The following is a 23,949-nucleotide window of genomic DNA, read 5'->3' as shown; positions in this document are numbered from 1 at the left end:
CCGGACGTTCCCGCCCAACACCGGGAGCGGCCCCTCTACAGAGACCAGGACCCAGACCCGCCCCATGCTTCGCTTGCTGAATGTCAGACCCCGGGGCGGCCTCAGCGTGCTGCTGGGCCTGCTGCCGCTGCTGGCCGTGGCGCTGGTCTATCTGATGGCCTCCCAGGCCCGTCACGCCGAGAACCCGCGCGACAAGCTGCTGCCGACCCCAACGGCCATGGTCGAGGCGGTTCAGATGATGGCCCGGGTCGACCCGCTGACCGGCGATGCGCCCCTGCTGGTCGACACCCTTGCCAGCCTGAAGCGGATCGGCGTCGCCCTGGTGATCTCGACGGGTGTCGCGCTGGTTCTTGGTCTCGGACTGGGGCTGCTGCCTCTGCTGAGGGCCAAGTTCGGGCCGCTGGTGGCGGCCGTCGCCGTGGTGCCGCCGATCGCGGTGCTGCCGATCCTGTTCATCGTCTTCGGTCTGGGCGAGACCGCCAAGATCGCCCTGATCGTCATCGGCATCACGCCGGTCATGGTCCGAGACCTGGCCGCTCAGGTGGCCGCCATTCCCGAGGAGCAGCTGGTCAAGGCCCAGACTCTGGGCTCCAGCACCTGGCAGTTGGCCCTGCGGGTCGCCCTGCCTCAAGCCATGCCGCGCCTGATCGACAGCCTGCGCCTGTCGCTGTGCCCGGCCTGGGTCTATCTGATCTCGGCTGAGGCGATCGCCGCCGACGTCGGTCTGGGTTACCGGATCTTCCTGGTCCGCCGCTATCTGTCGATGGACATCATACTGCCCTACGTCGTCTGGATCTCGATCCTGGCGGTGCTGATGGACGTGGTCCTGCGCCTGATCAGCCAGCGCGCCTATCCGTGGGCCCATCCGGTGCGGAGCCGCTGAGATGGCCTTGCTGACCTTCCGCGACGTCTGGGTGGAATATGGCGACAAGGTCGTGCTCGAGCGCGTCGACTTGTCGATCGTCCAGGGCAGCTTCGTCTCGATCGTCGGTCCGTCCGGAGCCGGCAAGAGCACTTTCCTGCGCCTGGCCCTGGGTCAGGAGGCCCCGACCAAGGGCGCGATCGATCTGGACGGCCGCAAGCTGCGCGCCGAACCGGGCCCCGACCGGGGCGTGGTGTTCCAGAAGTACTCGGTGTTTCCGCACCTGAACGCCCGCGACAACGTGGTGTTCGGCCTCGATTGCGAAGGCTCGCCGTTCCGGGGACGGCTGTCGGGCGCCAAGCGCCGGGCGGCGGAAGAGCAGGCCGACCGGATGCTGGCCGCCGTCGGCTTGGGTGACAGCGGCGACGTCTATCCGGCCCAGCTGTCTGGCGGCATGCAGCAGCGCCTGGCCATCGCCCAGGCGCTGATCAAGAAGCCGCGTATCCTGCTGCTGGACGAGCCGTTCGGCGCTCTCGATCCCGGCGTGCGCCTGGACATGCACGAGCTGCTCACCAGCCTTTGGCGCGAGCACGGCCTGACGATCATGATGGTCACGCACGACATCAAGGAGGCCTTCAAGCTGGGCACCCGGGTGCTGGCCTTCGACAAGCGTCGCCGCGATCCGCACGCGCCACACCGTTACGGCTCGACGGCGGTCTATGATTTCCCGCTCGACAAGCCGGGCGCTGTGGGGCCCGAGGCGTTGGTTGGATTGGGCGGCTGACCTGCGACGCTGCACCGCAGCATGACGTCTTGAACTGACAACGTTGTCATCTATATAGGCGGCATCGGGAGACGATCTTGTCTTCCGCCACGAAATTGGATTCAACGATGTTCAGCCTGATCGTCCTGACCTTTTCGGCCCTCAAGGCCGCTCGCGCCGCCGCTTAAGGCGTCGAAAAGTTCGAACAAGCCTTCATAGGCCTCGAAAAGCCCGCGAACTCAGTTCGCGGGCTTTTTCATTTTGCGATGCAGCAATCGAAGTCGCGGTCAGCCCGCCAGCGACGCGATATAGGCCCGCCAGCCGCCCAAGGCGGTGATGTCGGCGGCGCCGTCCAGCGCGCGCGGCTCGGCCACGAAGCCCTTGACCGAGGTTCCGTCCTCAAGGGTCACGGTGCCGATCGCCAGCGGCGCGGGGACCTCCGCCGTGAAGCTGCCGAAGGCTTCGAAATCCAGTTCATAGACCTCGACCAGGATCGACGCGCCGCCGTCGCCGACGTGGATCAACGCCGGCTTGGGCGGCGTGGTCTCGGCCATGGCGTAGAGCTTGTAGGCCCGGGCGGTCTTGGTCGCCGCGACCAGTCGGGCCTCGCGCGAGGTCAGCTGCCAATGCAGCGGCATGCCGGCGAGGTGGGCGCCGACCACGGCCAGCTTCACGCCCGGCTTGCGCGGCGTCAGGTCCAGGGGAGGCGTGTCGGCCATGGGAAAGGTCTCCAGGTAGCGCTCGGCCTGGGCCAGCAGCGCGCGGTCGGCGAAAGCCGGTCCGATCAGGGTGACGCCAAAGCCCGTGCCGTTCTCGCGGAAGCCGGCCGGAACGGCGAGGGCGCTCATGTCGAGCAGGTTCACGAAATTGGTGTAGAGGCCGAGATTGGCGTTCAGCGCGATCGGCTCTGCCAACACTTCCTTCAGGCGGTAGATGGTCGGGGCCGTGGGCAGCAGCATCACGTCGGCCACGTCCCAGATCGGCTCGGCGGCGCGGCGATAGGCCTCCAGGGCGTAGAGGCCCTTGAAGGTTTCGACGCCGCTGACCGCCACGCCGCCCTGGACGATGGACCGCACCGTCGGATGGATCGCGCCGGGCTTGTCGCGCAGCAGGTCCTCAACGGCGGCGGTGCGCTCGGCCACCCAGGGGCCGCTGTAGAGCAGCTTGGCGCAGTCCAGCAGCGGGGCGATGTCGATCTCGACGGCCATGCCGCCGGCCGCCGTCATGCGTTCGATGGCGGCGGCGTAGAGCGCGGCGGACTGCTCGTCGCCCATGAACAGGCGCTGGTCTGGACGAGGCACGGCGAAGCGGAAAGCTCCTGTCGGCGAGGTCGGGGTCGTGGCGGGCGCGCGGCGCGAATAGTCGTCCTCGACGTCGAAGCCAGTCAGCACCTCGTCGACGAGCGCCGCTCCGGCCAGATCGGCGGCGAACACGCTGATGCAATCCAGCGAGCGGCAGGCTGGCACGAGGCCGCGGGTGCTCCAGCGGCCTTTCGACGGCTTCAGTCCGATCAGGTGGTTGAAGGCGGCCGGCACCCGGCCCGAGCCGGCGGTGTCGGTGCCCAGCGCGAAGGCCACGAGACCCGCCGCCACGGCGACCGCCGAACCCGAGCTCGAGCCGCCGCTGACATAGTCCTGGTCGAACACGCACAGCGGCGCGCCATAGGGACTGCGGACGCCCACCAGGCCGGTGGCGAACTGGTCCAGATTGGTCTTGCCGATCAGCACCGCCCCGGCGGCGACTAGGCGCTCGACGACGGTCGCGGAGCGGTCGGGCGCATAGGCGAAGGCGGGGCAGGCGGCGCTGGTGGGCAGTTCGGCGACGTCGATATTGTCCTTCACCGCGAACGGAACGCCGGCCAGGGGCAAGGTCTCGCCCGCGGCGATGCGGGCCTCGACCGCGCGGGCCTTGGCCAGCACGGCTTCGGCGGGCAGGCGCAGAATCCAGGCCTGGGGCTGGATCAGATCATAGGCGGCGACGGCGTCCAGCGCGGCCTGGGCGACCTCGACTGCGCTGCCGCCGCCGTTGACGGCGCCGGCGATCGTGGTGACGGACAGGCGGGCGAAGTCGCTCATGCCGCCGCCTCCACATCCGCGATGATGGCCACGATCGGCGCGCCGGCGGCGATGGCCTGGCCGGGCTGGGCGTAGAGGGCGGTGACGACGCCGGCCGTCAGGCTGTTAACGTCGACCTCGGCTTTCATGGCCTCGATGACGGCGATCACCGCGCCGGCCTCGACCCGCTGGCCGGGCTCGACCAGCACCTTCCAGACGTTGCCGCCCAGCGGCGCCTCGACCAGATCGCTGCCGTCGGGGGCGACGATGGTCACCGTCTCGCCGGCGTCGTCGGCGACGCTGGACAGGGCCTCGACCCGGGCGAACTCGCCCTTGGCCTCCCAGTCGGCGCGCTCGGCGTCGAAGGCGGCTTGGCGCGTGGCCTGGAAGGCCTCGATGCTTGCGGCGTTATCGGCCAGCATCTTGCGGTAGTCGGAGAGGCGGAAGGTCTCTTCCTCGATCCGGATCTGCCGGCGGCCCAGCGGGAAGTCGCGCCGCCATTCGACCAGTTCGTCGGCGCTGACCGGGAAGAAGCGGATCTGGTCGAAGAAGCGCAGCAGCCAGGGCTTGCCGTCGGTGAAGGCCTCGGTCTGCCGCCAGGTGTTCCAGACCTGGATGGTGCGCCCGAACAGCTGGTAGCCGCCCGGACCCTCCATGCCGTAGATGCACATATAGGCCCCGCCGATGCCGACCACGTTGGGCGGGGTCCAGGTGCGGGCGGGGTTATACTTGGTGGTCACCAGCCGGTGGCGGGGATCGACCGGCGTGGCGACCGGCGCGCCCAGATAGACGTCGCCCAGGCCCATCACCAGGTAGCGGGCGTCGAAGACGATCTTCTGGACGTCGTCGATGCTCTCCAGGCCGTTGACCCGGCGGATGAACTCGATGTTGTCCGGACACCAGGGCGCGTCGTCGCGGACGGCCTGCATGTACTTGTCGATGGTCTGGTAGATCGCGGGATCCTTCCAGCTCAGCGGCAGGTCGACCACGCGCGACGGGATCTCGAAATCGTCGAGGCCGCCCAGTCGGTCCTCGGCGGCGGTGAGGGCGGTCAGCAGCGCGGCCTGGGTCAGGCGGCGACTGTCGTAGTGGACCTGCAGGGAGCGGATGCCGGGGGTCATGTCGATGACGCCAGGCAGGGCCAGGGCTTGCAACTCCAGCAGCAGGGCGTGGATGCGCAGGCGCAGTTCCAGGTCCAGCACGATGGGGCCGTATTCGACCAGCAGGTGCTGGTCGCCCTGGCGGCGGTAGAGCACGCGCGGGCGGTGACCGTCCTGCGGCAGCTCGGCCAGGATCGGGCTGTCGGCAGCGACCGTTTTCGAGACGGCCTTGCCGGCGGGGATGTCCAGGTCGGCCAGCAAACCTTCCTGCTCCTCCAGCGCCAGGGCCGCCGCCGCGTCATCGACGACCGCGAAGCGCACGGTGTCGCCCGGCGCCAGTTGTCCCGCCTTCCAGAGATCGGCCTGGATGATCACGAACGGGCAGACGAAGCCGCCCAGCGAAGGGCCGTCGGGACCCAGTATGATCGGCATGTCGCCGGTGAAGTCGACCGCGCCGATGGCATAGGCGTTGTCGTGGATGTTGGAGGGGTGCAGCCCGGCCTCGCCGCCATCGCGCCGCGCCCATTCGGGCTTGGGTCCGACCAGCCGCACGCCGGTGCGGTTGGAGTTGTAGTGGACCTTCCAATCCGTGCCGCCGATCATCGCGACGTCTTCGGCCGTGAAGAAGTCCGGCGCGCCGTGCGGGCCGGGCAGGACGCGGATGGTCCAGGCCTGGGTCGTTTCCGGCCGCAGTGGGAGAGCCAACGGGGAGGCCGTCTCGCCGTCGCCGTCCAGCAGGCGCAGGGCGTCGCCTGCCGTCAGGTTGCGGCCGGCATGGCCGCCGAAGCCGCCCAGGGTAAAGGTCGAGCGGCTGCCGAGATAGGTCGGCACGTCCAGCCCGCCTTGGAACAGCAGGTAGCCGCGCAGGCCAGAGCCGACTACGCGACCGATCTTGAGGGTTTGGCCGGCGGCGATCTTGAGGGGCGCATAGGCCTCGACAGGAATGCCATCGAGCTTGGCGTCGAATGTCGCGCCAGCCAGGCAGACCAAGGCGGGGCGATTGAACTTCAGCGTTGGGCCGAGGGCCGTGATCTCCAGCCCGGCGGCGTCCTCGCCATTGCCCAGCAGGCGGTTGCCCAGCCGGAAGGCCAGGGCGTCCATGGGGCCCGAAGGCGGCACGCCGACGTCCCAATAGCCCTGGCGGCCTGGCCAGTCCTGCACGGTGGTCGCCGGACCCCCGCTGAGCACCTGGATGGTGTCGGGCGTCCAGGTCACGGTCTCCAGGGCGCGGGTCGAGACCTGGCCGCTGGTGAAGGGCTCGCTGCGGACCACGGATCGCAGCCAGTCGAGATTGGTCTCGATCCCGGCCAGGCGGGTGTCGTCGAGCGCCGCCTGCAGCGCCGCCACAGCTGCTGGACGGTCGGCCGCGGTGACGATCAGCTTGGCCAGCAGCGGGTCATAGAACGCGCTGACCTCGGTCCCGTCGACCACCCAGCCGTCGGCGCGGACGCCCTCGGGAAACGACACCTCTGTCAGCACGCCGGAGCTGGGGCGATAGTCCTGGGCCGGATCCTCGGCATAGAGCCGCACCTGGATCGACGCGCCCTTGGGCTGGGGCGGCGGGGTGTCGAGGAAGGCGAAATCGCCGGCCGCGCCGCGCACCATCCATTCGACGAGGTCGACGCCCGTCACCTGCTCGGTGACGCCATGCTCGACCTGCAGACGGGTGTTGACTTCCAGGAAGAAGAAATCGTCGCGCTCGGCGTCGTAGAGGAACTCCACCGTGCCGGCCGAGCGGTAGTCGGCGGCCTGGGCCAGGCGCACGGCGGCGTCCAACAGGGCCGCGCGAGTGATCGCGGGCAGACCAGGGGCGGGGGTCTCCTCGACGACCTTCTGGTTACGACGTTGCAGGGAGCAGTCGCGCTCGCCCAGGGCCACGACCTTGCCGGCCCCATCGCCGAACACCTGCACCTCGACGTGTCGGGCCTGGCGCACATAGCGCTCGAGGAAGACGCCGCCGTCGCTGAAATTGCCGGTCGCCAGGCGCTGGACGGCCGCGAAGGCCTCGGTCACCGCCTCGGCGCTCTCGCAGACCCGCATGCCGATGCCGCCGCCACCGGCCGTGGCCTTCAGGATCACCGGGAAGCCGATGCGCTGCGCGGCCGCCAAGGCGGCTTGCGGATCGACCAGCAGGTCGGTGCCGGGCGCCAGGGGCACGCCGTGGGCCTGGGCCAGATCGCGGGCGGTGTGCTTGAGGCCGAAGGCGCGGATGTTGGCGGCGGTGGGGCCGATGAAGGCGATCCCCGCCGCTTCACAAGCTTCCGCGAAGCCCGCGTTTTCGCTGAGGAAGCCATAGCCCGGGTGAATGGCCTGCGCGCCGGTCGCCTTGGCCGCCGCCAGGATCAGGTCGCCGCGCAGATAGCTTTCGGCGGCTGGCGCGGGGCCGATCCGCGCCGCTTCGTCGGCCAGGCTGACGTGCAGCGATCCGGCGTCGGCGTCGCTGAACACCGCCACGGACTTCACGCCCATGGCTTTCAGGGTGCGGATGATCCGGCAGGCGATGGCGCCGCGATTGGCGATCAGGACCTTGTCGAACATGAGAACTACTCGGCCACGATCATGCGCACGGGCGTCGGGTTGAAGCCGTTGCAGGGGTTGTTGATCTGCGGGCAGTTGGACACCACCACCACGACGTCCATCTCCGCCCGCAGGTCGACATAGAGGCCGGGGGCCGAGATGCCGTCGACGATACCCAGGGCGCCATCGGCCTCGACCGGCACGTTCATGAACCAGTTGACGTTGCTGACCATGTCGCGCTTGCCGCGTCCGTGGCGGGCGTTGGCGATCAGGAAGTTCTCGACGCAGGCATGCTGGGCCTTGGTGTGGTGGCCATAGCGCAAGGTGTTGCTCTCGCACGAGCAGGCCCCGCCGATGGTGTCGTGATAGGCCACCGCCGTGGCGGTCACCGTCATCATCGGCGCGCCTTCGTTGGACACCAGCACCGAGCCCTCGCGCAAGAAGACGTTGCCCTGGGCGGCGATGGTGTCCTGGGCGCTGTAGCGTTCTGCGTCGTCGGCGGCGCTGTAGGCCAGGAAATCGACGGCCTGGTTGCCCTCCAGGTCGACGATCCGCAGGGTCTGGCCGGCCTTGACCGTGTGCAGCCAGGGTGCGCGAGCGGGCACCACTTCGTCGTGGACGACGGCGCCGGCGAGGGGAGGAGGTGAGGCGGTCATGGCGGCCCTCAGCGACGGTAATAGTCTTCGACGTTCAGGAAGGCGCGCAGGCCCTCCGGCGTCGCATTGCGGATCGGGTCGGCCTCGGGCGTGACCGGGCCGCGCCAGGCGGTGGCCCGCAGCGGGCTGACCGCGTATTCGGGGCGCGGGTCCAGCACATGCGGGCAATTGGCGACCACGACGATCAGGTCCATTTCGGCCCGCAGGGTCACGAATCGGCCGGGCGGATAGGGGCCGATGTCGATGATCGTCTCGCCGCCCTGGGCGACCCGCACCTCCTTGAAGAGGTTCAGGCAGGGATGGATGTCCTTGCGGCCCAGGCCGAACTTGGCGACGCCCAGCGAGAAGCGGTCGCGGGCGTTGGGATGGTCGCCGTGATTGAAGCCGTCGCCATACTTGCGGGCGTTGCTGGCCTGGTTGGACGCGCCGCAGAAGGCGTCGTGGGTCCCGGCGGTGTCCTCGACCAGGCTGGCCAGCACGCGGCCCATGTCGGACAGCAACAGGCGGCCCTGGCCCAGATAGCCGTTCCACTGGACCTTCAGCGTGTCGGCGATGTTCAGCCGCTCGATAGGGCGCTCGGCGTTGAGCAGCAGCAGCGACGGGCTGGAGTCGCCGAAGAGGTCCGTCAGGCGAAGACGGGTGCCGCGGGCGATCTGGCGGCTGGCGTAGCCGCCGGGCGCGATCGTTTCGTCCCAGACCACGTCGGCGGCCACCACGCCTTCCGGCAGGTCGACCGCCGAGGTCGCGGGGATGGTCGGCATGGCCTCGGCGCGCGTTCCGGCCTGGGCGCGGGCGTGGGCCTGGGCGGCGTAGGGGTTGGCGGTGCCGCTCATGCTCAGTCCTCGCCGTGGAAATGCAGCGGCGGCAGCAGGGCGGTGGTGGTGACCAGCTTGATCTGTTGCACGCCGCGCACCTTGCGCAGATCGTCGCACAGCTGCTGCAGGCGCTCGAACGGGCCCTGGACCAGCAACACCTCCATGGCCTGGTCATCTTCCAGGAAGACGTTCTGGGCCGAGATCACTTCCTTCACATAGCCCAGCTGGGTCTGGGCCAAGGCGTGGCGGACGCGGCCGTTCTCGGCGCGGTAGATCAGGGTGATGGTGCCGGCCAGGACGGCGTCGGGGCGTTCGGCGCTATGCTCGGCCAGTTCGTGGCGGATCAGTTCGGCGATCATCTGCGAACGGCTGGGCAGGCCGCGTTCGGCGACCATGGCGTCCAGCTGCGCGAAGAGTTCGGCCGGCAGGCTGATGCTCAGTCGCGCCAGGGCGGGGGACGGGGGCGTATCCATGCATCCCAGTTGAGATGGTATTACGCAATTCGCAAGTCGTAATAATTCCTCATGCAGATCGAAGCCGCCGGCGCCTGAAGATTGGGCGGAAGGGCGCCTCGCGGACGTCAGGTCGGCCGCGTGGCCGCCGGCGAGCGGGCTCGCACAAAAAGTTCCAGCGCCGGGAACCGGGCGCCCGACTCCACGTTCCGCTCCATGGTCAAGCTTGCCTTCGCGCGCCGTTGAGCGCCTTCGTTCGCTGCGACTCGAAGAACGCAATGCGCTCCGTCGGCGTGTGGCAGTATCAGTGGTGTACGGCGACTCTGTCGCCTTGGGGGGCGAACGATGGCTTTGGTGAAGACGACGATGTTGGCTTCGCGTTCGAAGACGCGGAAGAAGCCGCTCGCCGAGCCGACGGAGGCCGAGGCTCCGAAACGCCAGCCCGTTCGCAGGACGCTGTCTCGCCGCCAGAACGCCAGCGAGCGGATCGGCGCGGCGACCCTCGAACTGGCCGGCGGCATCACCGAGGCGTCCAGCGCGGTCGAGGAACTGCGCCGGGCCCTGGCTCAGATCGCCAGCGGGGCGGAGGAGGCGGCGGGCGCCGCGCATGAATCCCTGGCCGCCGTCACCGCCATGAGCGCCAATTTCGAACAGGCGCGTGAGCGGGCCGAGACCTCGCGCCAGCGCGCCGACCTTCTGCAGACCCTGCTGGCCGAGTCCGGCGTGGCCATCGACGCCGCGGTCCGGGCGGTCGACGCCAACGCCAAGCGGCAGCTGGCTAGCGTGGGCTTCATCGAAGCGCTGGAGCGGCACGCGGCGCGGATCGGCGAGATCACCAAGAGCGTGGCCGACATCGCCGACCAGACCAACCTCCTGGCCCTGAACGCCGCCATCGAGGCCGCGCGGGCCGGCGATGAGGGGCGCGGGTTCGCCGTGGTCGCCGACGAGGTGCGCGCCTTGGCCGAGTCTTCAGAAAAGCGGTCTCAGGACGTGCAAGCGCTCGCCGAACGGATCGCCCAGACCGTGCGGGACGCCGCCGATCGGCTGCGCGCCTCGGCGTCCACCGCCGAGTCTGAGGCCCTGGCCGGAGCCCAGGTCAGCGAGACCCTAGGGCTGGTGCGCCGGGAAATGGCGATCCTGGGCGAGGACAGCCAAGCGATCCTGATCTCCGCCGTGGAGGCCGTGGGCGCCGCGAATGAAACGCGACGCGGCGCCGAGAGCGTGTCCAGCGCCGCCGAGGAGCAGGCGTCGGCCGCCGCCGAGGCGCAGCGCGCGGTTCAGCAGCAGGGCCAGTCTCTTGAGCAGAGCCAGACGGCGTCCGACGCCCTGGCCGAGATGATCGAGATGCTCGTCGGCGGGCGGGCCGACGGCGAGGCGGCTCAGGAAGCGGCGGCGGCGTCCGAGGAGCTTTCGGCGACGGTGCAGGAGCTGTCCGGAGCGGCCGGCGAGATCCTCGTGGCGATCGACCAGATCAGCCGCGGGGCGCAGATCCAGGCGGCGGCCACTCAGCAGGCCAGCTCGGCCATGGAAGAGATCGAGAAGGCGGCGCGCAGCGCCAGCGCCAACGCCATTGGCACCGCCCAGCGGGTGGCGACGATGCAGGAGATGCTGGCCGCCAGTCGCGAGGCCGTCGAACGGCTGGCGGTCGGCGTGGAGACCTCGGTCGCCGAGAACGACGCGGTGCTGGCCACCATCGAGGAGTTGGAGGGGCTGGCCGGTTCGATCGGCAAGATCGTCGATGGCCTAGGTCTTGTCGCCGTGCAGACCACCATGCTGGCCACCAGCGGCGCCGTGGAAGCGGCGCGGGCCGGCGAGGCGGGACGCGGCTTCGCGGTGGTCTCCGGAGACATCCGCAGCCTGGCGCGCGACGCCTCGCACAACGCCGACACGGTCAAGGACCTGGTGTCCAGCATCGTCGGCCAGATCGCCAAGGTCCGTCGTGAAGTGGACCAGATCAGCGGCCTGGCCGCGGCCGAGCTCGACAAGAACCGGGCGATCGAGGCGCGCCTGGCCCAGGCCGCCGCCGACACCGCCACGCTGAAGGCGGGCGCCGACGATATCGCCAAGGGCGCCGAGGACATCCTCTCGGCCAGCACCCAGGTGCTGACCGGAATCAGCCAGATCGCGGCGGCCGCCGAGGAGGCCAGCAGCGCCGCCGCCCAGGCCGCGGCGGCAGCGCGACAGCAGTCGCAGAGCGCCGAGGATCTGGCGGCTGCGATCGAGGAAATCGCGCTTCTGGCCAGCGAGCTGCAGCAAGCCTCGGAAGGCTGAGGTGTCGGTCGCCGAGACCCATCAGCGTCTGACGGTCCGCGCCGGCGGCTCGCGGGTCGCCATAGCCGCCTCGGGCGTCGCCGAGGTGATCCGCGCGCCGCGCATCACGCGAATGCCCCATGGTCCGCCGGGGCTGCTGGGCGTGACGCACCTCCGGGGCGTTGTGCTGCCGATCGTGTCGCTGGGCGCCCTGCTGGGCGACGACACCCAGGCCGACACGACACGGGTGGTGGTGCTGCGCCGGGATCCGCCGATCGGCCTGGCCGTCAACGCCATTGAGGCTTTGAAGTCGACGAACGCCGACGACGCCGCGCCCGAGCATGGCAAGCTGCTGCTGGACGACGCCAGCGGCGCGCGATGGTTCGATCTCGACGCGGCGCTGCAGGCCCGTTTCGCGGCGTTCCGCACGTCGCGCCGGGCCCCCGATCGCGAGGTCGCCGCCGTCGCGGCCAAGGTCAGCGAGGATCTGGCATTCCTGGGTTTCACCCTGGCGGGACAGGACTACGCCCTGCCGCTGGATACGGTCGCGGAGGTGATGTCGGTCCCCAAGGCGATCGCCGCCCTGCCGCGCACCGAGGACATCCTGATCGGCGTCTTCGACCTGCGCGGCGCTGTGTTGCCTGTCGTCTCGCTGCGGGGGCTGCTGGGCTTGGCCGAGCGAGGCGTGCAAGCCGACGACCGGGTCGTGGTGGTGCGGATCGGCGCGCAGCGGCTGGCCCTGCTGGTCGATCGCGTCAGCATCATCCTGCGCGCGTCTCGCGACGCCGTCGGACCCGCGCCGAGCCTGTTCAATCGCGGTGGCGGCGAGGCGCGGATCGACCAGGTTCTGCGGTTGCCCGACGGACGGGGCTTGGTCTCGATCCTGTCGCCTGACCGCGTGCTCGCCGACGAGCGCATTTCGCGGCTGCTTCCCGAGGCGGCCGACCAGAAGGACATGGCCATGGCCAGCACCACCTCCGCGACGACGCGCGAGCGCTTCCTGGTGATCCGCCTGGGTGAGGAAAGTTATGGCCTGCCGATCGCCGCGGTCGACGAGGTGGTGCGGCTTCCCGAGACCCTGACGCGCCTGCCCAAGGCTCCCACCTACGTGCAGGGCGTCATGAACCTGCGTGGGACGGTGATCCCGGTGATCGACCAGCGCCAGCGCTTCTCGGTGGCCGGCGAGGTGACGGGCGAGGCGCGCCGGGTGGTGATCGTCACGCTGGGCCGCCTGCAGGCCGGGTTCGCGGTCGACGCGGTCTCGCGCATCCTCGAGGTCGAGGCGGAGGATCTGATGCCAGCCCCGGAACTGTCGGACGACGGCGACCGTTTGTTCGACCGCGCCGCCCGGGTGGAGCGCGAGGGGGACGTCATCTTGCTTATCGATCCGCGCGCCTTGCTCGATCGCGCCGAGGCCGATCTTCTGCGCGACCTGACGGCGAAGTCGCACGCCTCGTGACCCGACTGCTGGTTGTCGACGATTCAGCCCTGATGAGGCGCGTGCTGGGCGAGGTTTTCCAAGACCAGCCGGGGTTCGAGGTGGCCTTCGCGCGCGACGGTGTGGAGGCCCTGGAACAGGTTCACGCCTTCAAGCCGGATGTGATCACGCTGGACGTCCAGATGCCGCGCATGGACGGCCTCAGCTGCCTTGACCGGATCATGATCGAGCGGCCCTGTCCGGTCGTGATGGTGTCGTCGCTGACGGCGGAGGGGGCCGACGCGACGCTGGAAGCCCTGGAGCTCGGCGCGGTCGACTTCGTCGCCAAGCCGGGCGGGGCTGTGTCGCTGGCGATCGACGACTTCGCCCCGATCCTGATCGAGAAGGTCATGACGGCAGCGGCGTCGCGCCTGCGGCGATCGCATCGGCTGGCCGAACGCCTGCGGGCGCGCCACAACGCGATCGCGCGCGCCGCGCCGCCCCCAACGCCGCCGCGCGCCAAGGCTAAGGCCAAGGCGGCGTGGAAGCCCGCGCCGGCCGGAACGCCGCCGGGCCTGGTCATCATCGGCACGTCGACGGGCGGCCCCCCGGCGCTCGACACCGTGCTGTCCGAGATTCCGGCCGACTTTCCCTGGCCCGTCCTGGTGGCGCAGCACATGCCCGCCGCGTTTACCTCGTCCCTGGCGCGGCGCCTGGATGGCCTTTGTCCGCTGCGGGTCACCGAGGTCACCCGGCCGACCCCGCTGGTTCCCGGATGCGTCTATATCGCCAGAGGCGACGCCGACATGACCGTCAGCCGCCGAGCTACGGGTCCCGTGGCGCTCTCGACCCCGTCGAGCCCCGAGCATCGCTGGCATCCGAGCGTCGATCGTCTGGTCGCCAGCGCCGTCAGCGCCATGCCGCCCGAGCGGATCGTCGGCGTGCTGATGACCGGCATGGGCAATGACGGGGCGCGGACCATGGCCGACCTGCACGCGGCCGGCGGACGCACGATCGCCGAGGCTGAGGAGACCGCCGTGGTCTGGGGCATGCCGGGCGAGCTGGTCAGGGCTCACGGAGCCGACGTGGTGGCGCCGCTGGACGACATCGCCGGGCACATCCTGGACATGGTCGGGGCCGGGTGAGCCCGCCCCCGACATCCGAGCAGGCGCATCTGAGCGCCGACGACCTACAGAGGGTCTGCGAGGTGCTGTATCGCCTGACCGGCATGCAGTTTGGCGAGAACAAGCGATACTATATCGAGCGGCGACTGGCCGACCGGATCGTGGTCACGGGATGTCGGAACTTCGCGACCTATTTCAACCTGCTGCGCGCCGACGCCGACGAGCGGCAGACGCTGGTCAACGCCTTCACCGTCAACGAGACCTACTTCTATCGCGAAGAACATCAGTTGGCCTGCCTGAGCCGCTCATTGTTGCCGGACGTGATCATCTCACGCCGTCCGGGCGACAAGATCAGGATCTGGTCGGCGCCTTGCTCCACGGGCGAGGAAGCCTATTCGATCGCGATCTGGCTGCTTGAGAACTGGCGCATGGTCGACGCCTACAACGTCGAGATCGTCGGATCGGACATCGACACCCGCGCCTTGATATCCGCCCATGATGGCCTCTACGGCGAACGCGCGCTGTCGCGCCTGCCGTCCGAGGTCGTGGAAGCCTATTTCGAGCCCGTCCGCCGGCACCGCCGCAAGCTGATCAAAGATCTGCGGGAGTCGGTGACCTTCACCCAGGCCAATCTCATCGATGGATCGAGCCTGACGGAGCAGGGGAAGTTCGACGTCATCTTCTGCCGCAACGTATTGATCTATTTCGACGACGCCTCGCGGCTGGTGGCCGCCAACAACCTCTACGACCGGCTCAATCCCGGCGGCTATCTCTGCCTGGGCCATACGGAATCGATGAGCCGGATCAGCGACCGATTCCTGGTGCGAAGGTTCGAGGACGCCATCGTCTTCCAGCGTCCGGGAGGCGCCCCGTGACCGACGACCTGATGGCCCAATTCTTCAGCGAAGGCCGCGAACTGGTCGCCAGCGCCGAGCACGACCTGGCCACGCTGGCGCGCCGGCCCGACGACGCCAACGCCCTGGACGGCTGCTTCCGCGCGATCCACACGCTGAAGGGCTCTACGGGGCTCTTCGACCTGGCGCCGATGGGCCTGATGCTGCACGCGGCCGAGGATCTGCTGAGCCTGCTGCGCTCGGAACGGACCGGCGTGGCGGAGGATTTCGAGGCGCTGTTCAGCGTCGTGGACCACGTCGACCGCTGGCTGGACGCGCTGGAGCGCACCGGCGCGCTGCCCGCCGACGCCGAGCGCATCGGTGAGACGGAAGGCCGTCGCCTTCGGGATCTCGTTGCGTCGGTCAGCGCGTCCGTCGACGTCGCGCCGCCTGTGGCTCAGCCCAGCTGGAGCCCGCCGGCCGCGTTCCGGGCGAAGGGGTCTCTGGCCATCCGCTATACGCCGCGCGCCGACAGCTATTTCTCGGGCGACGATCCCGTGGCGATCATGGCGGCCGTCCCTGGACTGACGGGGCTGGAAATCTCGCCGCGCGAGCCTTGGGGACCGCTGGGCGACTACGATCCCTATGCCTGCAACCTGGTGCTTGAAGCCGTTTCGACGGCGACGCGCGCCGAGGTCGAGGCGGTGTTTCGGTTCGTGGCCGATCAGGTCGAGTTGCTCGACCTGGCCCCCAGCGAGCCCGTCGCGCCGTCGGGCGGCGACGCGGCCCGCAAGACGCTGCGGATCGACGCCGAACGGGTGGACCGGCTGGCCGACCTGGCCGACGACCTCGTCATCGCCAAGAACGGCCTTCTGGACCTCGCGGTTCAGGTCGAGGCCCTGCCGGGCGGCCTGGTTTTGGGCCAGGCGTTGCGCGGCCAGCAGGCCAGGCTGGACCGGCTGGTCGGCGACCTGCACGCGACCGTCGGCAAGGTGCGGCTGGTCGCGCTGGGTCCGCTGTTCGGTCGCTTCCATCGTCTGACGCGCGAGATCGCTGGAGCCCTGCGCAAGGATGTGCGGCTGGAAGTCTCCGGCGGCGAGATCGAGGTCGACAAGGCCATCGTCGATGGCCTGTTCGAGCCGTTGCTGCACGTCCTGCGCAACGCGATCGATCATGGCGTCGAACCCGCCGAGGCCCGCGCCCGGGCGGGCAAGCCCGCCGCTTCGGTCATCAGGCTGTCGGCCAGCGCCACGGCCGATCAGGTGATCATCGAGCTCCGCGACGATGGCGCGGGCGTCGATCCGGCCCGCATCCGCGCCATCGCGGTCGAACGGGGCCTTCTGAGCCAGGGAGACGCCGACGCGCTGGACGCCCAGGCGTCCATCGACCTGATCTTCACCCCCGGCTTCTCGACCGCCGCCGAGGTCAGCGCGGTGTCCGGTCGCGGGGTCGGCATGGACGTGGTCCGCGACGCGGCCGTCAAGCTGGGCGGACGGGTGGTCGTCGATAGCGCACCGGGCCAGGGCTCGGCGGTGCGGTTCATGCTGCCCATCACCATGGTCCTGACCAAGGTGATGATCGTGGCGTGTGGTCCCGAGCGCTACGGCCTGGCGCTGGACACGGTTGTCGAGACCGTTCGGCTGTCGGCCGAACGCATCGTGCCCGTGCGCGCTGGACGGGCGTTCCAGCTGCGCGACAAGGTGATCCCCCTGGTGGCGTTGGGAGAGCTTGTCGACGGAGCCGTGTCAGACGCGCGGTCCGCCGAGCGGGTCGTGGTGGCCCGCGCGCGCGGCGAACTGGTAGGTTTCTCGGTCGATGCGATCGTGGACCGGATGGACGCGGCGGTCAGGCCGATGACCGGGCTTCTGGCCGGCGCGCCGGGGGTCATGGGAACAACCCTGCTTGCGGACGGAGCCGTGCTGATGATCCTCGATCCGGGGGAGTTGATCCTATGACAATCGCCCGCGACGGTTTAATGATCCGCCTGCACGGCGTCTGTCGGGTGGAGGACGCAGAGCCGCTCACAGCTCTGCTACAAGGCGATCACGATTCCGCTTTGGATCTGTCCGCATGCGAAGGCCTGCATGCCGCGGTCGTCCAGGCGATCATGGCTTTCCAGCCACGGATCGTCGGGTTGCCGGACGATGATTTTCTGAGAAATCGGCTGTTGCCCGCCCTGGCCGGCGAGCGTCCTTCCGATAGAGCTGGACTATAGTTTTCATCGCGGCGCAGGGTGCGCGCGACATAGGGAGATGCAGATTCATGGGGACGACCGTTCTCATCGTGGATGACAGCAAGCTGGCGCGCATCGTCCTGGGCAAGGCCATCGCGGCGCTGCAGCCCGACTGGACTCGCGTCGAGGCCAGCAACGCTGACGAGGCGATCGCGGCGTTCGACGGCCAGTCCATCGACCTGGCGATCCTGGACTACAACATGCCTGGCCGCGACGGCCTGGCCCTGGCCGAGGAACTGCGCGAGCGCTTCCCGACCATGCCGATCGCAGTGGCCACGGCCAACGTGCAGGACGAGATCATCGCCCGCGCCCGGGCCGCCAACGCGACCTTCATCGCCAAGCCAGTGACCGAGGAGGGCATGCGCGGCTTCCTGTCCGGCGCCGCGCTGCGGCTGAAGTCGTCGACGCAATGAGCGGTCACGCCATCCTGCTCGACGATCTGGAACTCGACGCCCTGACCGAACTGGTCAATATCGGCGTCAGCCGGGCGGCGGCCAATCTGCGCAAGATGGTGGGCGAGCAAGTGCTGCTGTCGGTGCCGTCGGTCGAGGTCGTGACCCGCGAAGGCGCCACGATCCTGATCCACGAGCGCGAAAGCGGCGACCTCGTCGCGGTGCGCCAGGACTTCGAAGGCGTGTTCTCGGGCCGGGCTCTGCTGATCTTCCCGCAGTCCAACAGCATGGCGCTGGTCCACGCGGTGACGGGCGGCGTGCTGTCGGCCGACGACGCGGCCGACATGGAACAGGAGGCCCTGGCCGAGACCGGCAACGTGGTGCTCAACAGCTGCCTGGCGACCATGGCCAACATGCTGCAGCGGCCCCTGACGATGTCGCTGCCCGAGGTGATCCGAGGCGACGGCTCGACGCTGTTCAACCTGCTGCCCGGCAGTCCGACCGGCGGCGTGGTGCTGTTTCTCTACATCAACTTCGCCATCAACGACCGCGACATCCGCGGCTACATCGCCATGCTGATGGACCTGCCGTCGCTACAGGCGCTGAAGGGTCTGATCGCCGATTTCATCGAGCGGGTCGTTGGCGATGTCGGCTGATCCTGAACCTATTGCCAAGCTTGGCGTTATCTCTCGGTTATGACCGAAGTCGTCGAAGCCGGGGCGCGCCGAGAGGAGCCGGGGGCGAGCGGGGCGCTTAAAGCGCTGCGCGCGCTCGCCGGGCCGCTGTTCGACGCCTTGGGCAATTCCGGCGTCGCGGTCGCCGTGACCGATCCTCGCCTCGACGACGATCCCATCATCTATGTGAACGCCGCCTTCGAGACGCTGACCGGCTATTCGGCCGAGGAGGCGATCGGGCGCAATTGCCGTTTCCTGCAGCACGAGGCCAGCGATCCCGCCACGACCGCACGCGTCGCCGAGACTGTGCGCACCGACGGGGCGGTCACCGCCGACATCCTCAACCGCCGGCGTGACGGCTCGCCGTTCTGGAACCGCATCAACATCACCACCTTGCGGGACGAGCAGGGCGCGCCGGCCTTTCGCTTCGCGACCCAGGCCGACGTCACCGGCGAGTACTCCGACGAGGTCGTCGTCGAGCAGTTGCGGGTCAGCCGCCAGCGCCTGGGCGAGCTTCAGGAACGGCTTCGCATCGCCCAGTCCATCGCCGGAGCCGCTGGCGCGTGGGAGTGGGACATCGCCTCCGGTCTGCTGGTCGCCGACGTGCGCTTCGCCAATCTCTACGGCCTGGATCCGGTGGTCGCCGCCCGGGGCATGCCGACCACGGCGTTCTTCGAGCCCGTCCACGCCGACGATCGCCTGCGCCTGAAGATCGCTGTGGCCGGCGCCCTTCACGGGGCGGAAGTCTTCGCGCGCGACTATCGGGTGGTGGTCGACGGGGCCGTTCACTGGGTGTCGGCGCGGGGGCGCACCTATCTCGACGACCAGGACCGGCCGGTCCGGTTCTCGGGCGTGCTGGCCGACATCACCGACCAGAAGCGCGTCGAGGAGCAGCTCCTCATCGCCCAGACGGCGGGCGGCGTCGGCTCGTTCGAATATTTCAGCGGCTACGGCACGGCCGAGGTTTCCGAGCAGTTCTGCCGGCTGCTGGGCCTGCAGCCGACCAACAGCCTGCCGATCCGCACCATCAACGCTCTGGTCCACCCCGACGATCCGCCGATCATCCAGGGGCGCGACGGCCAGCACGCCCTGGGCCCGGCCTTCCACGAATTCCGCATCCATCGTGCGGACACCGGCGAAGAGCGCTGGCTGGTCTCGCGCGGCGAATACCGCAAGCACGGCCCCGGCGGCGTCAGTTTCATCGGCGTGATCTACGACATCACCACAACCAAGCGCTCGGAAGAGCAGCTGCGCGTGCTCACCGAGACGCTTGAGGTCCGGGTCGCGGCCAGGACCGAGGAGCGGGATCGGGTCTGGAACCTTTCGCGCGACCTGCTGCACGTGATCGGGCCGGACGGCCTCTATCGCGCCGCCAATCCGGCCTGGAAAACCCTGCTGGGGTATGACGAGGCCGAGCTGGTCGGACGGCGCGCGGGCAGCCTTGTCCATCCTGACGACCGCTTGGCCGGCCTGGAGCGGTACGCGGGCCTGTCGCGCGGCGAGCCGTTCGGCGACTTCGACTGCCGCATGCTGGCCAAGGACGGGCGGTATGTGTGGGTCAACTGGACCGCCGTATCCGAAGGCGACGCCGTCTATGGCGTCGGTCGCGACGTCACCCAGCGCAAGATGCTGGAAGACCAGCTGCGCCAGAGCCAGAAAATGGAAGCCGTCGGCCAGCTGACCGGCGGGCTGGCGCACGACTTCAACAACATGCTCACCGGCATACTCGGCGGCATCGACATGGTCCGCCGGCGCCTGTCGGAAGGCCGGCCCGATGACGTGCATCGCTTCCTCGACGCGGCCATGCAGTCGGGCCAGCGCGCCGCGGCGCTGACGCACCGCCTGCTGGCCTTCTCGCGCCGCCAGACCCTGGACAACCGTCCGTTGGACGTCGGCACGCTGGCGATTTCGATGGAGGATCTGCTGCGGCGGACCCTGGGCGAACAGGTCTCGCTGCGCATTGACGCGCCCGAGGACGTCTGGCCCGCCGTCGCCGACGACAACCAGCTCGAAAGCGCCATCCTCAACCTGGGCATCAATGCGCGCGACGCCATGCCCGAAGGCGGCGAGCTGACGATCAGCGTCCGCAACGTCTATTTGTCGGACGAGGAGCTGGCCAAGAGCGACCACGCCTCGGCCGGCGACTATGTGGCCATCAGCGTCACCGACACCGGCACGGGCATGCCGCCCGAGGTCGTCGAGAAGGCTTTCGATCCCTTCTACACCACCAAGCCACTAGGGCAGGGCACGGGCCTGGGCCTGTCGATGATCTACGGCTTCATCCAGCAGTCGCGCGGCCATGTGGTGATCGACAGCCAGGAAGGGCGCGGCACCACCATCCGCCTCTATCTGCCCCGGCACGTCGGCGTCATGGACGACGTGGGGATCGACAGCAACGAGATCGCGCCGGCCGGCACGGGCGAGACCGTCCTGGTCATCGAGGACGACGCCGCGGTGCGTTTGCTGGTGATGCAGGTGCTGGAGGAGCTGGGCTATCGCGGGATCGAGACCGCCGACGGCCGCCAGGCGGTGCCGATCTTGGAATCCTCGCGCCATATCGACCTGCTGATCAGCGATGTTGGTCTCCCGGGCCTGAACGGCCGGCAGCTGGCCGAGATCGCGCGAGAGCGCCGGCCCGATCTGCCCATCCTGTTCATGACCGGCTACGCCAAGCAGGCCGCCGACCAGGCCGAGTTTCTCGACGGCGGCATGGAGATCATCAGCAAGCCGTTCGCGATCGAGCAACTTGGGCGCCGCATCGGTGAGATCCTGCAGCGCAACGCGTCCTGAGCGATCTAGCGCCTAGCCCAGGCGTCGGGAAATCTCAGTGACGACTTCCGTCATGGCGTCCAGATTATAGGGCTTGGCCACGAAGCGGCCGTCGTCCGGCATCGGCACGTCCAGCGCACGGCCCGAGGTCACGACCAACCGAATGGCCGGCCAGCGCTCGTGGACCAGCGCGGCCAGGTCCAGCCCGTCCAGCGCGCCGGGCATGTTGACGTCGGTGAACAGCACCCTGACGTCGTCGCGCGTCTTGAGGATGTCTATGGCGCTCTGCGCGCAATCGGCCTCGACCACCTCGAATCCGGCGTCCTCCAGGCTCTGGCCCGCGACCATGCGAAGGATCGGCTCGTCGTCGACCAGAAGTACGAGGATGTTCTTGGGGGCGTCCATGGCAGAGGAACCGACGGCGCAGCAGAAGGTTCCGGCCAATTAGTCATGACAACGAATTGAACTTATTAAAGAAATTTTACGTTTGCGCGCGGTTCTATGCGTCTTTCCGTCAATTGCGTGATCGTCGAAGAATCTGATCGGAAGGCGTACACCCGGCGAACCCCCGCGCCGCGCCTCCGACCCGATGAAATGCAGTCTTTTCAAGCTCCTAGATTTCCGCTGCATCTAGGGATGCGAGGCTTTCTTGCGCGCTTCAGCGACCGCGTGCTCGAACAGCGGCCGCATGACCGCGTAGCCGCGTGTCGTCGGATGGACGCCGTCGTTGGTGAACTCTCCCTTCATGCCGCCGCCGTCCGTCGCGACCAGGGCGGTGTGGTAGTCGACATAGACCAGGTGATTGCGGGCCGCGTAGTCGCGCAGCCAGGCGTTCAGCGCCGAGATCTGGACGGACGGCTGGAGGTCGGGCCGCCAGGGAAAGCTGGCCGCCGGCGGGATGCTGGCGAGGACGACCGCGACGCCATTGCGGCGCGCCATGTCGACCATCGCGCGGATGTCGTTCTTGTAGTCCTCGGGGCTGCTGGGCCCGGTGTTGCCGGCCAGGTTGTTGGTCCCGGCCATGATGTGCACGACCTTGGGCTTCAGTGCGACGACGTCCTGCTGGAAGCGGACGACCATCTGCGGGGTCGTCTGCCCGCCGATGCCGCGATCGACGACGCGGGCCGAAAACAGGGTCGGGTCGCCGGGCTGCCAGTTCTCGGTGATGGAGTCGCCCATCAGCACGACGTCCGGCGAGCTGCTGGAGGCCTGGGCGGCGTTGGCCGCCTTGTACTTGCAGAGGTTGGCGAAGTCGCGGAGTTGGTCTTCGTCGCGCTTCTTCAGATAGGCCGCCAGGGCGGCGGCCGCGCCGGGGCCGTCCTGCGCCATCATCGCCGGCGGCTTGGCTCCGGGCTGCAACAGGGCCTGGATCATGCCCGGCGGCGGACCCGCGTCGGCGGTCGGACAGGGGCTGTCGCTCATTCGATTGCGAGTCATGTCCGGCGCCTGGGCGCTGGCCGAGGAACAGGCGCAGATCGCGAGGATGACGCCGCCAAGCCTGGCCATGTGTTCGTGGGTCATGGTCTCTGATCTCTCATTGAAGCGGTGAGGTTCGTGGTCTTCGGCGGCGTACTCACGCCACTTCCGTGACGGGGATGAGCGACTTGTGGGCCTTGCCGCCCTTCATGATCATCAGGAGGTTGGCGCGGTTCTGGAGGATCGAGACGTCCTGGGTGGGGTCGCCTTTGACCAGCAGCAGGTCGGCCAGGTAGCCCGGCTTGATCTGGCCCAGCTCGTGGGCCCGGCCCATCAGCTCGCCGCCCAGCTTGGTGGCGGCCACGAGGGCCTCGGTGGGCGTGTAGCCGAAGAGATCGACGAAGTGCTGCAGGTCGCGGGCGTTCGTGCCGTTCGGATTGAACGGGAAGCCGTAGTCGCCGCCCGGCAGGATGCGGACGCCGCGCCGCTTCAGCTCGGGAATGAGCTTTTTCGACAGCTCGATCACCGGCACGGCCGCTTCCTTCATGCCGCTCATGTCGATGTGCGGCGGGGGCTTGGCCTCCAGGGTGGCGACGATGACGCCGATGGCCGGGGCGACGAAAATCTCGTCCTTCTTGGCCTCCAGCATGTCGAGAGCTTCGGCGTCGGCGTAGGTGCAGTGGTAGAGCACGCGCACGCCGGCCCGCAGCGCCATCTTGATGGCCTCGCTGGCCTGGGTGTGGGCCGACAGCCAGATGTCGCTCTCGCGGGCCTGCTCGCCGGCCGCCTGGGCTTCTTCTTCCGTGTACAGAATGTGCTGGCTGCTGCCGGGCAGGAGAGCGTCCTCGCCGGAGATCTGCAGCTTGACCTGGTCGATCCCGATTTCCTTGCAGAACTTGACGAAGGCCTTCATCGCGTCGGGGCCGCGGCCGTGATGGATGTCGCCGGTGGCGATCGGGTCGCCCTCGGGGCTGCGCTCGATGGTCGAGGCGCGCAGGCGCGGACCGGGGGTCCAGCCGCCGTCGATCTCGTTGCGGACCACCACCTCGATGCGCTCGCCCAGGGCCCCGGCCGAATAGGCGCTGGTGAAGCCGCTCTCCAGCAGGATGCGGGCGTTGCGCACGGTGGCCAGCAGCTGCTCCTCGGGCGGCAGCACGAACTCGGGAATGAAGCGCTCGATCGACGAGGGCCAGGACAGGTGGGCGTGCGCCTCGACCATGCCCGGCATCAGGGTGGCGCCGCCGCCGTGAACGACGCGCCCGCCGGCGGGATCGATCCAGGGCTTTCCGGCCTGGGTGACCTGGACGATGCGGTCGTCCTGGACGAGCACCTCGCCCGGAAAGGGCGCGGCGCCGGAGCCGTCGAAGATCCGGACATCGGTGATGAGCATGCGCGACACGTCGGTTTCCACCCTTGTCCCGGCGTCGTCTGAGCGGCTGTGGCAGCCCGCGCGCCTTGGTGGAAATCTACGTACGGTCGAGATTGTTCGCGAAATTCAATCGTCGAATGCGACCCATCATTGCCGATGATGGATAGGGTGGGGTCGAGCTGTCAGTAGTGCGTATCATTTGGTTTGATACGATGTGTTCAACGATTGAATGAGGAGCTGTGCAATCCCCGCG

The 23,949-nt window shown here is 68.8% G+C and carries 19 protein-coding genes and 3 pseudogenes; 14 read left to right on the top strand and 8 right to left on the bottom strand.

Translation table 11 applies throughout. The features are described from left to right. Nucleotides 1-64: 64 nt before the first annotated feature. Together AC1RUS_RS08500 and AC1RUS_RS08495 are read left to right on the top strand one after the other, a co-directional pair. Nucleotides 65-883: an ABC transporter permease gene (locus tag AC1RUS_RS08500; protein WP_492914956.1), complete on the top strand. Its 819-nt coding sequence runs from the start codon at nt 65-67 to the stop codon at nt 881-883. 1 nt (nt 884) lies between these two features. Continuing rightward, complete coding sequence (locus tag AC1RUS_RS08495; RefSeq protein ID WP_492914954.1) at nt 885-1,646, top strand: ABC transporter ATP-binding protein; 762 nt, start codon at nt 885-887, stop codon at nt 1,644-1,646. A gap of 266 nt (nt 1,647-1,912) precedes the next feature. On the opposite strand, the gene atzF is transcribed toward AC1RUS_RS08495, so the two are convergent. Genes atzF through AC1RUS_RS08470 form a run of 5 tightly spaced genes read right to left on the bottom strand, consistent with a single transcriptional unit; the run spans nt 1,913 to nt 9,240 of the window. Further along, on the bottom strand, nt 1,913-3,700 hold the full coding sequence (atzF, locus tag AC1RUS_RS08490; RefSeq protein WP_492914952.1) for an allophanate hydrolase: 1,788 nt from the start codon (nt 3,698-3,700) through the stop codon (nt 1,913-1,915). After that, on the bottom strand, nt 3,697-7,317 hold the full coding sequence (gene uca / locus AC1RUS_RS08485; RefSeq protein ID WP_492914949.1) for an urea carboxylase: 3,621 nt from the start codon (nt 7,315-7,317) through the stop codon (nt 3,697-3,699). The genes atzF and uca overlap by 4 nt, the downstream gene beginning before the upstream one ends. A gap of 5 nt (nt 7,318-7,322) precedes the next feature. Beyond that, a complete protein-coding gene (locus AC1RUS_RS08480) occupies nt 7,323-7,952 on the bottom strand; it encodes an urea amidolyase associated protein UAAP2 (RefSeq protein WP_492914947.1) in 630 nt (209 codons plus the stop codon). 8 nt (nt 7,953-7,960) lie between these two features. Beyond that, on the bottom strand, nt 7,961-8,785 hold the full coding sequence (locus AC1RUS_RS08475) for an urea amidolyase associated protein UAAP1 (RefSeq protein WP_492914945.1): 825 nt from the start codon (nt 8,783-8,785) through the stop codon (nt 7,961-7,963). A gap of 2 nt (nt 8,786-8,787) precedes the next feature. Beyond that, the gene (locus tag AC1RUS_RS08470; protein ID WP_492914943.1) at nt 8,788-9,240 is read right to left on the bottom strand and encodes a CopG family ribbon-helix-helix protein; all 453 of its coding nucleotides are present in this window, start codon (nt 9,238-9,240) and stop codon (nt 8,788-8,790) included. Between the two features lie 798 nt (nt 9,241-10,038). Here AC1RUS_RS08470 and AC1RUS_RS08465 point away from each other — a divergent pair. From AC1RUS_RS08465 to AC1RUS_RS08410, 12 genes and pseudogenes are all read left to right on the top strand, one after another. Beyond that, nucleotides 10,039-10,239 (top strand): annotated as a pseudogene (locus tag AC1RUS_RS08465) (methyl-accepting chemotaxis protein); the annotation flags it as partial. 108 nt (nt 10,240-10,347) lie between these two features. After that, entirely contained in the window at nt 10,348-11,490 is a 1,143-nt protein-coding gene (locus AC1RUS_RS08460; RefSeq protein ID WP_492915304.1) for a methyl-accepting chemotaxis protein, read from the top strand. A 1-nt stretch (nt 11,491) separates the two neighbouring features. Beyond that, complete coding sequence (locus AC1RUS_RS08455; RefSeq protein ID WP_492914941.1) at nt 11,492-12,928, top strand: chemotaxis protein CheW; 1,437 nt, start codon at nt 11,492-11,494, stop codon at nt 12,926-12,928. Beyond that, complete coding sequence (locus tag AC1RUS_RS08450; protein ID WP_492914940.1) at nt 12,925-14,031, top strand: protein-glutamate methylesterase/protein-glutamine glutaminase; 1,107 nt, start codon at nt 12,925-12,927, stop codon at nt 14,029-14,031. The genes AC1RUS_RS08455 and AC1RUS_RS08450 overlap by 4 nt, the downstream gene beginning before the upstream one ends. Beyond that, entirely contained in the window at nt 14,028-14,885 is an 858-nt protein-coding gene (locus AC1RUS_RS08445) for a CheR family methyltransferase (protein WP_492914938.1), read from the top strand. Before AC1RUS_RS08450 ends, AC1RUS_RS08445 begins: the two co-directional genes overlap by 4 nt. Before the next feature lie 11 nt (nt 14,886-14,896). Beyond that, nucleotides 14,897-15,817: pseudogene (locus AC1RUS_RS08440) on the top strand (Hpt domain-containing protein); the annotation flags it as partial. 18 nt (nt 15,818-15,835) lie between these two features. Beyond that, nucleotides 15,836-16,384: pseudogene (locus tag AC1RUS_RS08435) on the top strand (ATP-binding protein); the annotation flags it as partial. After that, complete coding sequence (locus AC1RUS_RS08430; protein WP_492915302.1) at nt 16,385-16,798, top strand: chemotaxis protein CheW; 414 nt, start codon at nt 16,385-16,387, stop codon at nt 16,796-16,798. Continuing rightward, complete coding sequence (locus AC1RUS_RS08425; protein WP_492914936.1) at nt 16,795-17,058, top strand: hypothetical protein; 264 nt, start codon at nt 16,795-16,797, stop codon at nt 17,056-17,058. The genes AC1RUS_RS08430 and AC1RUS_RS08425 overlap by 4 nt, the downstream gene beginning before the upstream one ends. A 47-nt stretch (nt 17,059-17,105) precedes the next feature. Further along, nucleotides 17,106-17,489 (top strand): response regulator transcription factor, encoded by a 384-nt coding sequence (locus AC1RUS_RS08420; protein ID WP_492914934.1) that lies wholly within the window; start codon nt 17,106-17,108, stop codon nt 17,487-17,489. After that, nucleotides 17,486-18,124 carry a chemotaxis protein CheX gene (locus tag AC1RUS_RS08415; RefSeq protein ID WP_492914932.1) on the top strand — a complete coding sequence of 213 codons (639 nt, stop codon included), beginning with the start codon at nt 17,486-17,488 and terminating at the stop codon, nt 18,122-18,124. The genes AC1RUS_RS08420 and AC1RUS_RS08415 overlap by 4 nt, the downstream gene beginning before the upstream one ends. Nucleotides 18,125-18,163: 39 nt before the next feature. Continuing rightward, the gene (locus AC1RUS_RS08410) at nt 18,164-20,932 is read left to right on the top strand and encodes a hybrid sensor histidine kinase/response regulator (protein ID WP_492914930.1); all 2,769 of its coding nucleotides are present in this window, start codon (nt 18,164-18,166) and stop codon (nt 20,930-20,932) included. 12 nt (nt 20,933-20,944) lie between these two features. Here the strand turns inward: AC1RUS_RS08410 and AC1RUS_RS08405 are convergent, their stop codons facing one another. The 3 genes from AC1RUS_RS08405 to AC1RUS_RS08395 all read right to left on the bottom strand — a co-directional run bounded on the left by AC1RUS_RS08405 (nt 20,945) and on the right by AC1RUS_RS08395 (nt 23,717). Then, entirely contained in the window at nt 20,945-21,316 is a 372-nt protein-coding gene (locus AC1RUS_RS08405) for a response regulator (RefSeq protein WP_492914927.1), read from the bottom strand. A 225-nt stretch (nt 21,317-21,541) separates the two neighbouring features. Then, nucleotides 21,542-22,432, bottom strand: a complete 891-nt coding sequence (locus AC1RUS_RS08400; RefSeq protein WP_492914925.1) for an SGNH/GDSL hydrolase family protein — start codon at nt 22,430-22,432, stop codon at nt 21,542-21,544. 52 nt (nt 22,433-22,484) lie between these two features. Then, nucleotides 22,485-23,717, bottom strand: a complete 1,233-nt coding sequence (locus AC1RUS_RS08395) for an amidohydrolase family protein (RefSeq protein ID WP_492915300.1) — start codon at nt 23,715-23,717, stop codon at nt 22,485-22,487. Between the last annotated feature and the right edge of the window lie 232 nt (nt 23,718-23,949).

This window comes from Caulobacter sp. GW821-FHT10F06 (assembly GCF_058809215.1).
The sequence above is the reverse complement of the archived record's forward strand: the minus strand, read 5'-3'. Positions and strand labels throughout refer to the sequence as shown.

Coding starts and splice junctions, on each gene's coding strand:
- AC1RUS_RS08500 (WP_492914956.1), top strand. CDS start 65: ATGCTTCGCTTGCTGAATGTCAGACCCCGGGGCGGCCTCAGCGTGCTG.
- AC1RUS_RS08495 (WP_492914954.1), top strand. CDS start 885: ATGGCCTTGCTGACCTTCCGCGACGTCTGGGTGGAATATGGCGACAAG.
- atzF (WP_492914952.1), bottom strand. CDS start 3,700: ATGAGCGACTTCGCCCGCCTGTCCGTCACCACGATCGCCGGCGCCGTC.
- uca (WP_492914949.1), bottom strand. CDS start 7,317: ATGTTCGACAAGGTCCTGATCGCCAATCGCGGCGCCATCGCCTGCCGG.
- AC1RUS_RS08480 (WP_492914947.1), bottom strand. CDS start 7,952: ATGACCGCCTCACCTCCTCCCCTCGCCGGCGCCGTCGTCCACGACGAA.
- AC1RUS_RS08475 (WP_492914945.1), bottom strand. CDS start 8,785: ATGAGCGGCACCGCCAACCCCTACGCCGCCCAGGCCCACGCCCGCGCC.
- AC1RUS_RS08470 (WP_492914943.1), bottom strand. CDS start 9,240: ATGGATACGCCCCCGTCCCCCGCCCTGGCGCGACTGAGCATCAGCCTG.
- AC1RUS_RS08460 (WP_492915304.1), top strand. CDS start 10,348: ATGGCGATCCTGGGCGAGGACAGCCAAGCGATCCTGATCTCCGCCGTG.
- AC1RUS_RS08430 (WP_492915302.1), top strand. CDS start 16,385: ATGCTGCCCATCACCATGGTCCTGACCAAGGTGATGATCGTGGCGTGT.
- AC1RUS_RS08425 (WP_492914936.1), top strand. CDS start 16,795: ATGACAATCGCCCGCGACGGTTTAATGATCCGCCTGCACGGCGTCTGT.
- AC1RUS_RS08420 (WP_492914934.1), top strand. CDS start 17,106: ATGGGGACGACCGTTCTCATCGTGGATGACAGCAAGCTGGCGCGCATC.
- AC1RUS_RS08415 (WP_492914932.1), top strand. CDS start 17,486: ATGAGCGGTCACGCCATCCTGCTCGACGATCTGGAACTCGACGCCCTG.
- AC1RUS_RS08410 (WP_492914930.1), top strand. CDS start 18,164: ATGACCGAAGTCGTCGAAGCCGGGGCGCGCCGAGAGGAGCCGGGGGCG.
- AC1RUS_RS08405 (WP_492914927.1), bottom strand. CDS start 21,316: ATGGACGCCCCCAAGAACATCCTCGTACTTCTGGTCGACGACGAGCCG.
- AC1RUS_RS08400 (WP_492914925.1), bottom strand. CDS start 22,432: ATGACCCACGAACACATGGCCAGGCTTGGCGGCGTCATCCTCGCGATC.
- AC1RUS_RS08395 (WP_492915300.1), bottom strand. CDS start 23,717: ATGCTCATCACCGATGTCCGGATCTTCGACGGCTCCGGCGCCGCGCCC.